This window comes from Leisingera sp. UBA4491 (assembly GCF_002388965.1).
GTDB lineage: Bacteria > Pseudomonadota > Alphaproteobacteria > Rhodobacterales > Rhodobacteraceae > Leisingera > Leisingera aquaemixtae.
On record NZ_DGNN01000026.1, the window covers coordinates 20,839 to 34,756 of the forward strand.

Below are 13,918 nucleotides of genomic sequence, written 5' to 3' on the forward strand. Positions count from 1 at the left end.
TTAGCGGTAGGTCACTTGCTTCACGGCTTCCACCACCTCATCCGTGGTGATCAGCGCGTGGCGTTCCAGGTTGGCGGCATAGGGCATGGGCACGTCCTTGCCGGTGCAGGTGATGACCGGCGCGTCCAGATAGTCGAACGCCTGCTGCATCACCTCGGAGGCGATGTAGCTGCCGACGGAACCCTGCGGCCAGCCTTCCTCGACCGTGACCAGGCGGTTGGTCTTCTTGACCGATTCAATCACCGTGGGCAGGTCCATCGGGCGCAGCGTGCGCAGGTCGATGACCTCGGCGCTGATGCCGTCCTGGGCCAGCTTCTCGGCGGCTTCCAGCGCGTACTGCATGCCGATGCCGAAGGAGACGATGGTGGCGTCGGAGCCTTCGCGCCAGATCCGGGCCTTGCCGAAGGGGATGGTGAAATCATCCAGTTTCGGCACGTCGAAGGCGCGGCCGTAGAGGATTTCGTTCTCCAGGAAGATCACCGGGTTGGGATCGCGGATCGCGGTCTTCATCAGACCCTTGGCGTCGGCGGCGGAGTAGGGCATCACCACCTTGAGGCCGGGGATCTGCATGTACCAGGCGGCGTAGTCCTGCGAGTGCTGGGCACCGACGCGGGCGGCCGCACCATTGGGGCCGCGGAACACCATCGGGGCGCCCATCTGGCCGCCGGACATATAGAGCGTCTTGGCTGCCGAGTTGATGATGTGGTCAATCGCCTGCATGGCGAAGTTGAAGGTCATGAACTCGACAATCGGGCGCAGGCCGCCGAAGGCGGCGCCGGTGGCGATGCCGGCAAAGCCGTGCTCGGTGATCGGGGTGTCGATCACCCGCTTGGAGCCGAATTCGTCCAGCAGGCCCTGGGAGACCTTGTAGGCGCCCTGATACTCGGCGACTTCCTCGCCCATCAGGAACACGTCCTCGTCGCGGCGCATTTCCTCGGCCATGGCGTCGCGTAGCGCTTCGCGCACGGTGGTCTGCACCATCTCAGTGCCTTCCGGGTAGTCGGGTTCCAGCACACGGCTTTCGACCGGTGCAGGCGCGGCGGCAGCAGCGGGGGCTGCGGGCGCCTCAGCTGCGGGTGCCGGGGCTTCAGCAGCCGGGGCAGGGGCTGCGGAGGCGTCATAGCTTTCGCCGTCTTCCAGCAGCACCGCGATGGGGGTGTTCACCTTGACGCCTTCGGTGCCTTCACCGATCAGGATCTTGCCGACGGTGCCTTCGTCGACGGCTTCAAACTCCATCGTCGCCTTGTCGGTTTCGATTTCCGCCAGGATGTCGCCGGAGCTTACGGTATCGCCCTCCTTGACCAGCCATTTGGCCAGGGTGCCTTCCTCCATGGTCGGCGACAGGGCGGGCATCAGAATTTCAGTTGCCATGTCTTGTTCTTCCCTCTCAGGCGTTTTCCTGCGGCACTTCATCCGCGTAGATGTCGGTCCAGAGCTCGTCCAGGGCGGGTTCCGGGCTTTCCTTGGCGAAGTCGGCGGACTTGGAAACGATGTCCTTGATTTCCTTGTCGATCGCCTTGAGGTCTTCCTCGGTGGCGTGCTTGCCGGTCAAGAGCATGTCGCGGACCTGCTCGATCGGGTCGCGCTCCTCGCGCATCTTCTGGACCTCTTCGCGGGTGCGGTACTTGGCCGGGTCCGACATCGAGTGGCCGCGGTAGCGGTAGGTCTTGACCTCAAGGATATAGGGGCCGTCGCCGCTGCGGCAGTGGGCCACGGCGCGTTCGCCGGCTTCCTTGACGGAGAGGACGTTCATGCCGTCCACCGCTTCGCCCGGGATGCCGAAGGCCTTGCCGCGTTCCCAGATCTCCGCGCTGGAGGTGGAGCGCTGCTGCGAGGTGCCCATGGCGTACTGGTTGTTCTCGATCACAAAGATCACCGGCAGTTTCCACAGGGCGGCCATGTTGAAGGTCTCGTAGACCTGGCCCTGGTTGGCGGCGCCATCACCGAAATAGGTGAAGGTGACGCGGCCGTTGCCCTTGTACTTGTCGGCAAAGGCGAGGCCCGCGCCCAGCGGCACCTGGGCGCCGACGATGCCGTGGCCGCCATAGAAATGCTTCTCTTTCGAGAACATGTGCATCGAGCCGCCCTTGCCCTTGGAGTAGCCGCCTTCGCGGCCCGTCAGCTCAGCCATGACGCCGTCGGGGTCCATGCCGCAGGCCAGCATATGGCCGTGGTCGCGGTAGGAGGTGATGCGTTTGTCGCCTTCCTCGGCGGCGGCCTCGAGGCCCACGACAACGGCTTCCTGGCCGATGTAGAGGTGGCAAAAGCCCCCGATAAGACCCATGCCGTAGAGCTGGCCCGATTTCTCTTCGAATCGGCGGATCAGCAGCATCTCGCGGTAGTAGTGGGTGAGTTCTTCGGCAGAAACGTTTGGTTTCTTTGTGGTTTTTCTAGCGGCCATGGTGGTCGGCTCCCCCTGCAGGCTAGATAGTTTAGCATTAAACAAATTCATAACCGGTTTTGACGCGGCTGAATAGTGTTATTCTGCCGCGGGGTTTCCGCCGCGTAAAAAACCGCCGAAAGCGCACAAAAATGCCACGCCGGCGGGGCCGCGGCAGGTGCCGCATCATGGCCGCTTGCGCCCGCAAGGGGAAGGCCCTTTTGCAGCGGCGCGGCGGCAGGCGGGCGGTTCGGCCCACCGCGCGGCGGGGGCATTGCCGGTATTCCGGGGCTGCTGATTGTCTGAGAGGCGGTTGCGGGGGCGCGGGGCTGACGGGCTGGCGGACGCGTTACGCCGGGGGCGTCAAGGCGGGGGTCAGCGGATCACGATCTCGTCGGCACGGACCAGGCCCAGCACCGAGCGGGCCTGCTCATCCAGCAGGTCGAGATCGAGGTAATCGTCGGAGAGCCGCCGGGTCAGGTTTTCCATGTCGCCGATGTGGGAGTGGAGACGGCCGAGATCCAGCCGCAGTTCTTCTGCTTCGGCCTGGATCTCGACCCTCCGGAATAGACCGAAGTCGCCTTGCACCGCCGCAAAAGTGAAATACGCGCTGAGCGCGAAGGCGATGGCAAAGAAGGCGATGGCGCCAAAAGACGGCCGGGGGCTTCGGGTCACGTTGGGAGTGCCTGTATGTTACTGCTGTAGTGTTTTGATTTTGCGCCGTTTCCCGGCGTCTGTCTTATGTATGCCACAACCGAATCGGCTTGTGAATCCCAAAACTGTCCACTGGGGGAATTTTTTGCGCTTTGGCCCCGGCGCTGCCGCAACGGCAGACCGGCGGTGACGCGGCGCTGTGCTGGCCACGGCGCGGCGGCTTGCGCAGGCTGGGGCCAGGGAGGATCAGCGATGCAAGACAGGGCAGCCTGCGCCGGGCGCGGCGATTTGGGAACTCATGAGGTGCAGAACCAGCCGCAGCCGCGCGGCGGGCGCGATCTGTGGGCTGAGGACGCGGCGCTGCGGTCTTATGCGGCGCATCACGGCGGCCGCACGGATGCGCTGGCCCGCGCGGGGGCGGAGTACGGCAGCGAAACGCTGCTGGAGGCCGCTGCGGAGGCGCGGCGCGATCCGCCGCGGCTGGAGCTGTTCAGCCGCTCCGGACGCCGGCTGGACGAGGTGCGGTTCAATGCGGGCTATCATCAGGTGATGGCGGCGGCGCAGCGGCTGGGCTATGCCCATGCCGCCTGGGACGGCGCGCCGGGCGGCCATGTCACCCATGCGGCGCATGTCTATATGCTGAACCAGGTGGAGCCGGGCGTGTGCTGCCCGATGACGATGACTTATGCCGCCGTTCCCGCGCTGCGCCATGCGCCGGATCTGGTGGCGCTGTGGCAGCCGAAACTGCTGAGCGCGGAGTATGACCCGGCGGTGCGGCCCGTCGCGCACAAGCGCGGCGCGACGCTGGGCATGGCGATGACCGAGAAGCAGGGCGGCTCTGACGTGCGGGCCAATACCACCCGGGCGGTGCGGGACGGGGCGCATTACCGGCTGACCGGGCACAAGTGGTTCTGCTCCGCGCCGATGTCGGACGGGTTCCTGACGCTGGCCTATGCGGAGGGCGGGCTGACGTGCTTTCTGGTGCCGCGCTGGCTGGAGGAGGAGCGCAACGGCATCCGGCTGCAGCGGCTGAAGGACAAGCTGGGCAATCGCGCCAACGCCAGTTCCGAGATCGAATATGCGGAGGCGCTGGCCTACCGGGTGGGCGAAGAGGGCGCGGGCGTGCGCACCATCATCGAGATGGTGCATCACACAAGGCTGGACACCGCGCTGGCGCCTGCCGGGCTGATGCGGGCGGCGCTGGCGGAGGCCTTCTGGTGGGCCGAGGAGCGCGCGGCGTTTCAGAAGACGCTGATCGGCCAGCCGCTGATGCGCGCGGTGCTGGCCGATCTGGTGCTGGAGGCCGAGGGCGCGCTGGCCGCGGGCATGGCGATGGCGGCGGCGTTTGACCGGCCGGATCCGGACAGCCGGGCACTGGCGCGGATCGGGGTGGCCCTGGCAAAATACCTGGGCAACAAGCGCTGCATCCCGGTGATCGGCGAGGCGATGGAGGTGCTGGGCGGCATGGGCTATGTCGAGGAGACGCCGATGCCGATGCTGTATCGCGAGGCGCCCTTGAACGGGATCTGGGAAGGGTCGGGCAATGTGATCTGCCTCGATATCCTGCGCACGCTGGCCAGGGAGCCGCGGGCCGCGTCGGCGCTGAACGCGCTGCTGGACGGGGCCAGGGGCGGCGACCGGCGCTATGACGCGGGGCTGGCGGCGCACCGGGCGCGCTGGCCCGGGCTGCCGGATGAGGCGGAGGCGCGCTGGTTCGCCGAAAGCCTGGCCACGCTGATGACGGCGGCCTGCCTGATGGACGCGGCGCCTGCTGCGGTGGCGGAGGGTTATGTCACCAGCCGGATTGCCGGGGAGCGCGGATCGCTGCCGGGATCGGTGGCGGGGCTGGATGTGACCGCGATCCTGGCGCGGTTCCGCGGCGCATAGGTCCGCCGCCGGACAAGAAAAAGGCCCAGCTTTGCAGCCGGGCCTATGAGTGTTTGCAGCTTGGAGTTTACTGCTCGAGCGCCGCGACGCCGGGCAGGGTCTTGCCTTCCATCCATTCCAGGAAGGCGCCGCCGGCGGTGGAGATGTAGGTGAAGTCGCCCGCCGCGCCGGAGGCGTTCAGCGCCGCAACGGTGTCGCCGCCGCCGGCAACCGAGATCAGCTGGCCGGAGCGGGTCATCGCTGCGGCTTTCAGCGCGGCGGCGTTGGTGGCGGCGTCGAACGGTTCCAGCTCAAACGCGCCGAGGGGGCCGTTCCAGATCAGCGTCTTGCTTTTCGAGAAGACCTCGATGATGCGGGCGAGGCTTTCCGGGCCTGCGTCCAGGATCATGCCGTCCTCGGGGCATTGATCGGCGGGCAGGATTTCATGCGGCGCGTTGGATTCGAATTTCTTGGCGACCACGACGTCGGTGGGCAGGATGATCTCGCAGCCCGCGGCCTCGGCCTTGGCGAGGATCTCGGCTGCGGTGTCCTTCATGATGCGTTCGGCCAGCGAAATGCCGACCGGCAGCCCCTTGGCCACCAGGAAGGTGTTGGCCATGCCGCCGCCGATCACCAGGTGGTCGACCTTTTCGATCAGGTTGCCCAAGAGTTCCAGCTTGGTGGAGACCTTGGCGCCGCCGACCACTGCGGTCACCGGGCGCTTCGGCTTGCCCAGGGCGCTTTCCAGCGCCTGCAGCTCTGCCTGCATCAGGCGGCCCGCACAGGCGGGCAGCAGGCGGGCGATTGCCTCGGTGGAGCTGTGGGCGCGGTGGGCGGCGGAGAAGGCGTCGTTGCAGTAAACCTCGCCCAGCCGCGCCATGCCGGCCGCCAGATCGGGGTCGTTCTTGGTTTCCGCGGCGTGGAAGCGGGTGTTTTCCAGCAGGAGGACCTCACCCGGCTGCAGCGCGTCGGCAGCGGCCTCGGCGCCGGCGCCGACGCAATCGGCGGCAAACAGCACGCGGGTGTCAAAGGCGCGCTCCAGTGTCGGCACCAGCTGGTTCAGGGACAGGTTCTCGCGGCGCTCGCCGCCGGGGCGGCCGAAGTGGGCCAGCAAGATCGGCTTGCCGCCCGCCGCCAGAATGTCGCGCACGGTGGGGGCGATACGGCGGATGCGGGTGGAGTCGGTCACCACGCCTTCGACGATCGGCACGTTGATGTCCACACGCACCAGCACGCGCTTGCCGTTCAGATCCATGTCGTCGAGTGTTTTCCAGCCCATCTCAAGAGACCCCTTATGGTGAAAGTGCAGTCAAATCCGCGGGCTGTTTCGGGGGTTTTTGCGCATCAGTCAATGCTCCCTTGGCATTTCCGGGCGCTGCCCTTAACTATCGTTGCAAATTTCGACGACAGGAGGGCCACATGGCCGAGATCAAAGATCCCGAAAACACCATCATCATCGAGCTGAAAGACGGCAATGTGGTGATCGAGCTGCTGCCCGACGTGGCGCCGAAGCATTCCGAGCGGATGAAGGAACTGGCCCGTGCCGGCGAGTATGACAACGTCTGCTTCCACCGGGTGATCGACGGCTTCATGGCGCAGACCGGTGATGTGGCCAATGGCGACATGGAAGACGGCTTCAACTTGCGCATGGCGGGCACCGGCGGCTCCAGCCTGCCGAATGTTCCGGCCGAGTTCTCCAAGCTGCCGCATGACCGCGGCACCCTGGGCGCGGCCCGTTCGGCCAACCCGGACAGCGCAAACTCGCAGTTCTTCATCAACTTCAAGGACAACCACTTCCTGAATGGTCAGTACACCGTTTATGGCCGTGTCATCGACGGCATGGAGCACGTGGATGCGATCACACGCGGCGAGCCGCCTGCGAACCCGGACCGGATGATCTCTGTCAAGGTGGCTGCGGATGCATAAGGCGCTTTCGCTGGTGGCCCTGCTGGCGGCAGGGCCTGCCTTTGCTTCTGGTCTGGAAATCCAGGTCGCGGGCGAAGCCAACGGCACCATCAAGATCGACCTGTTCGAGGATGTGGCGCCCAAGCATGTGGAGCAGATCACCGCGCTGGCCGAAGCGGGCCAGTATGACGGCGTGGTGTTCCACCGCGTGATCGAGGGCTTCATGGCGCAGACCGGCGATGTTGAGTTCGGCAAGGCCGGCGGCGACATGCGCCGGGCCGGGCAGGGCGGCTCTGACCGCCCGGATCTGGCGGCTGAGTTCTCCGACATCACCTATGACCGCGGCGTGGTCGGCATGGCCCGGTCGCAGAGCCCGGACAGCGCCAATTCGCAGTTCTTCATCATGTTTGCCCCGGGCCCGTTCCTGGACGGCCAGTACACGGTTGTCGGCAAGGTGACCGAGGGCATGGATGTGGTCGATGCGATCAAGCGTGGCGCCGGCCCCAATGGCGCGGTGATCGGCCAGCCCGACACCATGGCCAAGGTGAGCGTGACCGAATAAAGCCTTCCGGCTTTCTGAAAGACGATGGCCCGCGCCCGGCACTCCGGGGGCGGGCCTTTTATATGCTGGGTGATGACAGGCGGTCACAAGCCCGTGCCCGCCCCTGTTCCGCGCCTCTCTGCCGCCGTTTACTGGGACCGGGAGGTGCTGGTCATGCTGAGGAGGTTGTTGTTGTGTTTCGGGCTGCTGTTGCCATTGACTGCAGCAGCCGATCCGCAGGTCTGGCAGAGGGAATGGCCGAAGACCGACTTCAGCCGGTCGCTGGTTAAGGATTGGCAGGAAATCCGCTCGGGAGGGGTACCCAAGGATGGTATCCCGGCGCTGGATACGCCGCAGTTCACAGAGGCCGCAAAGGACCGGAGGATCAAGCCGCGCGAGCCGGTGATCACGCTGGAGCTGGCGGGCGCCACGCCGCGGGCTTATCCGCTGCGCTATCTGACCTGGCATGAGATCGTGAACGATGTGGTGGCAGGGGTGCCGGTGGCGGTGACCTATTGCCCGCTGTGCAATTCGGCGGTGACATTCGACCGGCGCACCGGTGCCGGGGTGCTGCGCTTTGGGGTCACCGGCAAGCTGCGCCACTCGGATCTGGTGATGTATGACCGCGAAACCCAAAGCTGGTGGCAGCAGGCGACCGGCACCGGCATCGTCGGGCGGATGACCGGCACCCGGCTGAAGACGCTGCCGAGCTGGGTGGAAAGCTGGCAGGAGTTCACCGCCCGCAACCCGGACGGGCTGGTGATGGCACAGCCGGGCTGGAACCGGCGGTACGGGCAGAACCCTTATGTGAATTACGACAGGTCGGACTGGCCGTTCCTGTATGATGGCACCCCGCCGCCGCACGGGCTGGCACCGATGGAGCGGGTGGTGCGGGTCGGCAGCCGGGCCTGGCCGCTGGCGCGGCTGGCGCGCGAAGGCGGGATCCGCGAGGCCGGTGTGGTGCTGAGTTGGCGGACGGGCCAGGCCTCGGCGCTGGATACGGGCACGATTGCCGGCGGGCGCGATATCGGCTCTGTCCGGGTGCGCGACAGCCAGGGGCGCGATCTGCCGCATGACGTGATGTTTGCCTTTGCCTTCCACGCGTTCTGGCCGGACGGCACGTGGATGCTGAAATGACAAAAGGCGCGCCGCAGCGGGCGCGCCTTGCTTTTTTCCAGCGGACCGGCAGATCAGAACAGGAAGTTGTCCGCGTCCTGCAGCTGCGCCAGGCTGATGTCCTCCACCAGGATGGTCACATCGGCGAAAGAGACCAGCACATCGTCCCCCTGTGCCTCAAAATCCAGCTGGCCCAGGCGGGAGGCGCCGCGGCCGATCTGGATGTGATCCTGGCCTGCGGTGAAGTCGGTGATGGTGTCGTTGCCGTGGCCCTTGTGGAATACGAAGGTGTCAGCACGGCCGCCGCCGGTCAGCAGGTCGTCGCCCTTGTGGCCCAGCAGCACATCGCGCCCGCTGCCGCCGCTGAGGCGGTCGCCGCCGGTGCCGCCGGACAGGGTGTCATCGCCGCCGCCGCCGGCCAGGGTGTCGGCGCCGTTGCCGCCCTTCAATGTGTCGATGCCAGTGCCGCCCAGAAGCTTGTCTCTGCCCTTGCCGCCGTCAAGGAGATCGTTGCCGCTTTGGCCGCTGAGCACGTCATTGCCGCCGTCGCCATTCAGCGTGTCGTCTCCGCTCTCTCCGCTCAGCGTGTCCTTCGCGTCGCCGCCAGCCAGGTTGTCGTTGCCGCCGTCGCCGAACAGGCTGTCGGCGTCGAGACCGCCCAGCAGCGTGTCGTTGCCGTTTCCGCCGCGCAGCGTGTCACTGCCGCTGTGGCCGGAAATCTTGTCGTTGCCGTCTTCCCCCAGAAGCAGGTCGTGTCCGGAGAATCCGTTAATGCTATCGTTGCCGCTGCCGCCGAGCAGGACATCGTGGGATGTTGCCGTTCTGTTATCTCCATTGAGCGTGTTGGCATATGAGGTCCCGGCCGTCAGGCTGACAGTGCGGTCGCTGAATTGGACAAACTCAATGGAGTTCAGGGTGTCGCGGCCGTCCGGTCCGTCAAGGATGATGCGGCTGAAGCTGGAGGAGAAGCTGGCGTTGGAGAAGGCGCCATCGACAATCAGCCTGTCTGTTCCGCTGCCACCGTAAATGTAGTCCCAGCCGCTTCCCGCATTGATTGTGTCATTGCCATCCCCCAGCTTCCAGGTGCTGCTGCGGGTCGAGTTGATGCTGAAGAGGTCGTTGCCCTTTGTGGCCTCCTCCTCGAAGGAGGAAGTTGAGTAGCTATTGGAATATTTGGTGAAGGACACGTCCAGACCGCTGGCGGTATAGACTGTTGATCCGTTGATCTGGAATGTGATGCTTGTGATCGTTCCATAGACGGATGTGCCAAATGCACTGAAACTGCCTGTAACTCTGGCCGAAAAACTGGCGCCGCTGTATGTGGTGCCGTTGATTTCCACAAGGTTGCTGTTGACTGTCCCCGGTGTCGGGTTGAGGACCCGGAAGGTTTGAAGATCCCCGACATCCCAGCTGTTGCTGGAATCATTCACGGTAAACGTAGCCATTGGGTACAGCTCCTTGGACTTGACAATACTTTGGTTGAAACCCTGTTGGGCAACTCAATTCAAAGGTCTATTGCCCTAGAAGGGGAGTAATGTTCAAGGCAAGGAAATCTTTACCGTCACGTTACTGTAACGTTTTTGCAGCTTTTACGAGTGTTCCCCCGCAAAGCAAAAAAGAAACGCCGCAAGCGGAGGCTTGCGGCGCAGCTTTCGTGTCTGTGTGGCCCGGCAGTGTTGAAAGCCTGCCGACCGGCAGTTCAGCCTTCGGCCTTGTGCGCAGCAGTCGCGGCTTGAACGGCTGCCGACGGAGCAGCCGGGGCTGCGGCCGGGGCGGATTTGCGGCCGCCCGGGTTCAGCGGGTCGTCCTGGCGCTGCACGGAGCCTTCGAAATGGGCGCCGCTTTCAATCGCGATGGTCTTGTGGATGATGTCGCCTTCGACCCGTGCGGTGGAGGTCAGGCGCACCTTGAGGCCGCGCACGCGGCCGACGATGCGGCCGTTGATGACAACGTCATCGGCGGTGATCTCACCCTTGATGGTGGCGGTCTCGCCAACGGTCAGCAGATGCGCGCGGATGTCGCCCTCGACGGTGCCTTCGACCTGGATGTCGCCGGTGGTCTTGACGTTGCCGGTGATGTGCAGGTCCGAGCTCAGCAGCGACGCGGCGGGCTTGGCCTTGGGCGCGCTGGTCTTGTAGTCGCTGGGCGCCGGCGCAGCCGGAGCGGCAGAGGCAGGGGCAGCCGGGGTTGCGTCGGCCTGCTTCGGCCCGGGCTCGTTGATTTTGCTCTTAGAAAACATTTCTCGCAGCCTTGATGTAGATCATGGGGTTTACAGGTTGCCCGTTGACCCGCACCTCGTAGTGGAGGTGGGTCCCGGTGGACCGTCCGGTGTTACCCATATCAGCAATGTGATCCCCGCGCGAGACCCTTTGGCCGGCCGTAACGCGGAGTTTCGAATTATGGGCGTATCTTGTCTCGATGCCGAACGCGTGGCGGATGGTGACCAGCTTGCCGTAGCCGGATTGCCAGCCCGCGTGGGTCACCACGCCGTCGGCGGTGGCAAAGATGTCGGTGCCGGTGCTGCCTGCAAAATCAAAGCCCTTATGCAGGCGGCGGCCGCCGGTCTTGGGGTCGCGGCGGTAGCCGAATCCGGAGCTTTGGCGCACATGGCCCAGATTGACCGGGGTGGCAAACGGCGCCTTTTCCGCGGCCAGACGGTACAGATTCAGCTGATCCAGCCGGGCAAGGATCCTGTTGGCGCGCAGCTCTTCCGGGGCGGGTTCCTCGCCCCGGGTCGACATCGCCAAGGGCGCAAGCGGGCCGCCCTGGCCGTCGTAGCCGCGCCGGACCTGCTCAAGAATCCGGTCGGGCGGCATGCCGGCGCTGCGGAACATCTTATCCAGCGGAGTAATCGACACCGCGACCGCCTCTTCCAGCTGGCGGAAGATCTGGCCGTTGCGTTCTTCCATCAGCTGCAGTTCCAGTTCCAGCTCCTGGCGCTGGCCGACGGCGTCCCGGGCGTCGGCCATGATCCGGTCGCGCTCCGCCGCGGTATCGGTCAGGGCCCCCGCCAGCATGTCCATCTGCTCCACGGCGCTGGCCATGACCGCCGGGGCGGCGTTTTCGTCCTGGGTTTCTTCCTGAAGTTCTGCCAGGGCCCGGCGGGCGCCGTCGCGGTCGCTCATGGTGTCGCGCAGGGTGGTCTGGATCACCTCGATGCCGGTTTCCAGCTCGCGCCGGCGGGTCTCCGAGGCCAGCAGCTCGGATTGCATCATCGAGATCTGGGCCAGCACGGCGTTGAACCGCTCCTGCGCCGCCAGGGCTTCCTCGGCGCGGGCGTCGCGCTCGTCGGAGATTGCATTCAGGCGTTCGCGGTAGGTCTGCTGGTCGCGTTTGGCCAGCTCGCGGAAATTGCCGGCGCCGATGCTGTCCATCAGCACGATGGCGGTGGCAACAATGGTCCAGGAGACCAGCAGGGTGATGCCGGCCACCGCGGCCAGCTGGGTCTCCGACCGCAGCCGGATGAAACGCGTGTCGGTGTCGGATTTGAGGAACACCCGCCGCTCGGGGAAGCGGCGTTCCAGAAAGGCGTGAATTCTGATCGCGAGCCGTGTGCGCAAAGTCCGTTCCCTGTTCCGTCCCTGTCCCGAAGTGCGCCGGTGCCGCAGGGCGGATCCGGTGCCTTGGGCGAAGTGAATAGACAGGGCGGGCCGATTGGGCAAGCCTGTTGACCCATCGGGCCCGGATCGTGCCGGCAGGGCGGGCAGATAGGCGGAAATCTGCCGAGTTTGCGGGGGTATGCCCCGGCCCGGCCGGCGGACGTGCCGGGCAGACGGGGGGCCGGTCAGCCCGGCTGGCTTTTCTGCCGTTCCTCCTGCGCTTCGGTCCAGCCGCTTTCCCAGGCCTGGTGGTCGGCGGTGTCGAAGGCATAGGGATTGCCGGTGAAGGGCTGGCCGTCCATGCCGGCGCGGTAACCCTCGTCATAGCTTTGCGCGCGCGGGTCCATGCCGCAGGGCTTATGGGCGGTTGCGCGCAGGTGGGCGGCGAACTCGGGGTATTGGGCGAGGTCGGTCTGATCAAGCCCTTCGGGATGCCGCATGAGCGCCTGATGGCCGCGGCTGGTCAGCCGCCAGCTGGGATCCTCCCCCGGCAGCGGCTCGCCCGGGACCAGGATGCCTGCGATCTCCAGCTCCGACAGGCGGGCGGCCAGCCGTTCGCGCAGGTCTTCGGGGGGCAGGCCGGGGGTTTCGTTGGCCTGGCGGAACAGGGCGTCCAGCGCCTGTTCGCAGCGGTCCAGCGTCACCGGGCCGGACCGTGCCGTGTGCAGGATCAGGGCCGAGAGGCTGGCCGTGCTCAGCAATGGGAAGTCGTTTTCGAACATGGGATCACCCGGCTGTCCAGATGTCCCAGTCTAGGCGGCTGCGGCGGTTTGGTAAAGATGGCTGCGGCCCGCGCGGCCGGCCCTTGGCCTCAGCTGCCCGGCAGGTCCCGCGCCTGATCGGCCAGCGGCCAGTAGAAATCCGGCGGCAGGCCGGCATCGGCGCGCTTTTCCTCGTTGAACGGCGGCTTCAGGGCGCCGTGGAAATACTTCCGCACCAGCGCGTGAAACACCTCCTTGGGGTCGAGGTTGTCCCGGCCGCACAGGAAGTTGAACCATTTGGAGCCATAGGCGACATGGCCGACCTCCTCGGCATAGATCACCTCCAGCGCTTCAACGGCCTGGGTGAGCTGCGCCTTGCGGAAGATTTCGATCATGCCGGGGGTGACATCCAGCCCGCGCGCCTCCAGCACCATCGGCACCACCGCCAGGCGGCCCATCAGGTCCTCTGCCGTGTCCTCCGCCGCGCGCCACATGCCGGCGTGGGCCGGCAGGGCGCCGTAATGGCTGCCCAGGGCTTCAAGGCAGTCGCACATCAGGTTGAAATGCTTGGATTCCTCATCCGCAGCCTTGACCCAGTCATCAAAAAAGCCCATCGGCATCGGCACGTGAGAGAAGCGGGCAATGATGTCCCAGTGCAGGTCGACGGCGTTCAGCTCGATATGGGCGACGGCGTGCAGCAGCGCGATGCGGCCTGCCTCCGATCCCGGCTTGCGCTTGGGCACGTCGCGGGGGTGCAGCAGCTCCGGCTTGTCGGGCCGGGCCGGGTGCGTCGGCGGGGAGGCGGTGCCGATGGCGATCTCCGGGCCGGTGCCGGCGCGGGAGGCAAACCACGCCGCGGCGTGGCGGCGCGACAGCGCGGTCTTCTGCCGCCCGTCCGCGGTGGTCAGCACCTCGGCGGCGCGTTCGGCGAGCGTTTGGGGCTGATCGGTCATGCGGGTCTCCTGTTGCAGCGGCTGGCCCGGGTTCACCTGATTTGGGCGGCGGAGTCCAGAGCGGAAACGGGAGGGCTCCCGCGCCCGCGGGCGATCAGCGGGCTGATCTCCCTGGCGGCCTTGGGCCGGGCACCGCGCGTCCCGCGCGGTGCGCGCCGCCCGCAGGGGCGGCGCCGGGCCCAACAGCAAGGCCTGCGCCCGGC

Annotated in this window: 13 protein-coding genes; 4 read left to right on the plus strand and 9 right to left on the minus strand. The window is 66.1% G+C overall.

What is annotated here, in order from left to right:
* The 3 genes from B2P87_RS13695 to B2P87_RS13705 all read right to left on the minus strand — a co-directional run bounded on the left by B2P87_RS13695 (position 1) and on the right by B2P87_RS13705 (position 3,055).
* Positions 1-1,371: a pyruvate dehydrogenase complex E1 component subunit beta gene (locus B2P87_RS13695; RefSeq protein ID WP_141890423.1), complete on the minus strand. Its 1,371-nt coding sequence runs from the start codon at positions 1,369-1,371 to the stop codon at positions 1-3.
* A gap of 16 nt (positions 1,372-1,387) precedes the next feature.
* On the minus strand, positions 1,388-2,401 hold the full coding sequence (gene pdhA, locus B2P87_RS13700; protein WP_141890422.1) for a pyruvate dehydrogenase (acetyl-transferring) E1 component subunit alpha: 1,014 nt from the start codon (positions 2,399-2,401) through the stop codon (positions 1,388-1,390).
* Positions 2,402-2,755: 354 nt separating this feature from the next.
* Positions 2,756-3,055, minus strand: coding sequence for an FtsB family cell division protein (locus B2P87_RS13705; RefSeq protein ID WP_058287020.1), 300 nt, complete (start codon positions 3,053-3,055; stop codon positions 2,756-2,758).
* A gap of 231 nt (positions 3,056-3,286) precedes the next feature.
* Between B2P87_RS13705 and B2P87_RS13710 the strand changes: the two genes are divergently transcribed.
* Positions 3,287-4,921: an acyl-CoA dehydrogenase family protein gene (locus B2P87_RS13710; RefSeq protein ID WP_141890421.1), complete on the plus strand. Its 1,635-nt coding sequence runs from the start codon at positions 3,287-3,289 to the stop codon at positions 4,919-4,921.
* Between the two features lie 67 nt (positions 4,922-4,988).
* Here the strand turns inward: B2P87_RS13710 and B2P87_RS13715 are convergent, their stop codons facing one another.
* Positions 4,989-6,179 carry a phosphoglycerate kinase gene (locus B2P87_RS13715; protein WP_141890420.1) on the minus strand — a complete coding sequence of 397 codons (1,191 nt, stop codon included), beginning with the start codon at positions 6,177-6,179 and terminating at the stop codon, positions 4,989-4,991.
* 140 nt (positions 6,180-6,319) lie between these two features.
* Between B2P87_RS13715 and B2P87_RS13720 the strand changes: the two genes are divergently transcribed.
* The 3 genes from B2P87_RS13720 to B2P87_RS13730 all read left to right on the plus strand — a co-directional run bounded on the left by B2P87_RS13720 (position 6,320) and on the right by B2P87_RS13730 (position 8,483).
* Positions 6,320-6,826: a peptidylprolyl isomerase gene (locus B2P87_RS13720; RefSeq protein WP_058287017.1), complete on the plus strand. Its 507-nt coding sequence runs from the start codon at positions 6,320-6,322 to the stop codon at positions 6,824-6,826.
* Positions 6,819-7,367 carry a peptidylprolyl isomerase gene (locus tag B2P87_RS13725; RefSeq protein ID WP_058287016.1) on the plus strand — a complete coding sequence of 183 codons (549 nt, stop codon included), beginning with the start codon at positions 6,819-6,821 and terminating at the stop codon, positions 7,365-7,367. Before B2P87_RS13720 ends, B2P87_RS13725 begins: the two co-directional genes overlap by 8 nt.
* Positions 7,368-7,520: 153 nt before the next feature.
* Positions 7,521-8,483 carry a DUF3179 domain-containing protein gene (locus B2P87_RS13730; RefSeq protein WP_141892075.1) on the plus strand — a complete coding sequence of 321 codons (963 nt, stop codon included), beginning with the start codon at positions 7,521-7,523 and terminating at the stop codon, positions 8,481-8,483.
* 53 nt (positions 8,484-8,536) lie between these two features.
* On the opposite strand, the gene B2P87_RS13735 is transcribed toward B2P87_RS13730, so the two are convergent.
* The 5 genes from B2P87_RS13735 to B2P87_RS13755 form a co-directional block, all read right to left on the minus strand.
* Entirely contained in the window at positions 8,537-9,907 is a 1,371-nt protein-coding gene (locus tag B2P87_RS13735) for a calcium-binding protein (protein ID WP_141890419.1), read from the minus strand.
* A 254-nt stretch (positions 9,908-10,161) separates the two neighbouring features.
* Complete coding sequence (locus tag B2P87_RS13740; protein WP_141890418.1) at positions 10,162-10,701, minus strand: bactofilin family protein; 540 nt, start codon at positions 10,699-10,701, stop codon at positions 10,162-10,164.
* The gene (locus B2P87_RS13745) at positions 10,691-12,022 is read right to left on the minus strand and encodes a M23 family metallopeptidase (RefSeq protein WP_058287013.1); all 1,332 of its coding nucleotides are present in this window, start codon (positions 12,020-12,022) and stop codon (positions 10,691-10,693) included. The genes B2P87_RS13740 and B2P87_RS13745 overlap by 11 nt, the downstream gene beginning before the upstream one ends.
* A gap of 224 nt (positions 12,023-12,246) precedes the next feature.
* Positions 12,247-12,783, minus strand: a complete 537-nt coding sequence (locus tag B2P87_RS13750; protein WP_141890417.1) for a ribosome modulation factor — start codon at positions 12,781-12,783, stop codon at positions 12,247-12,249.
* Between the two features lie 89 nt (positions 12,784-12,872).
* The gene (locus B2P87_RS13755) at positions 12,873-13,715 is read right to left on the minus strand and encodes a ferritin-like domain-containing protein (protein WP_141890416.1); all 843 of its coding nucleotides are present in this window, start codon (positions 13,713-13,715) and stop codon (positions 12,873-12,875) included.
* Positions 13,716-13,918: the final 203 nt, after the last annotated feature.

Excerpts from the sequence above, each read along its gene's own strand:
- B2P87_RS13695 (WP_141890423.1), bottom strand. The coding sequence starts at position 1,371 with ATGGCAACTGAAATTCTGATGCCCGCCCTGTCGCCGACCATGGAGGAA.
- pdhA (WP_141890422.1), bottom strand. The coding sequence starts at position 2,401 with ATGGCCGCTAGAAAAACCACAAAGAAACCAAACGTTTCTGCCGAAGAA.
- B2P87_RS13710 (WP_141890421.1), top strand. The coding sequence starts at position 3,287 with ATGCAAGACAGGGCAGCCTGCGCCGGGCGCGGCGATTTGGGAACTCAT.
- B2P87_RS13715 (WP_141890420.1), bottom strand. The coding sequence starts at position 6,179 with ATGGGCTGGAAAACACTCGACGACATGGATCTGAACGGCAAGCGCGTG.
- B2P87_RS13720 (WP_058287017.1), top strand. The coding sequence starts at position 6,320 with ATGGCCGAGATCAAAGATCCCGAAAACACCATCATCATCGAGCTGAAA.
- B2P87_RS13725 (WP_058287016.1), top strand. The coding sequence starts at position 6,819 with ATGCATAAGGCGCTTTCGCTGGTGGCCCTGCTGGCGGCAGGGCCTGCC.
- B2P87_RS13730 (WP_141892075.1), top strand. The coding sequence starts at position 7,521 with ATGCTGAGGAGGTTGTTGTTGTGTTTCGGGCTGCTGTTGCCATTGACT.
- B2P87_RS13735 (WP_141890419.1), bottom strand. The coding sequence starts at position 9,907 with ATGGCTACGTTTACCGTGAATGATTCCAGCAACAGCTGGGATGTCGGG.
- B2P87_RS13740 (WP_141890418.1), bottom strand. The coding sequence starts at position 10,701 with ATGTTTTCTAAGAGCAAAATCAACGAGCCCGGGCCGAAGCAGGCCGAC.
- B2P87_RS13750 (WP_141890417.1), bottom strand. The coding sequence starts at position 12,783 with ATGTTCGAAAACGACTTCCCATTGCTGAGCACGGCCAGCCTCTCGGCC.
- B2P87_RS13755 (WP_141890416.1), bottom strand. The coding sequence starts at position 13,715 with ATGACCGATCAGCCCCAAACGCTCGCCGAACGCGCCGCCGAGGTGCTG.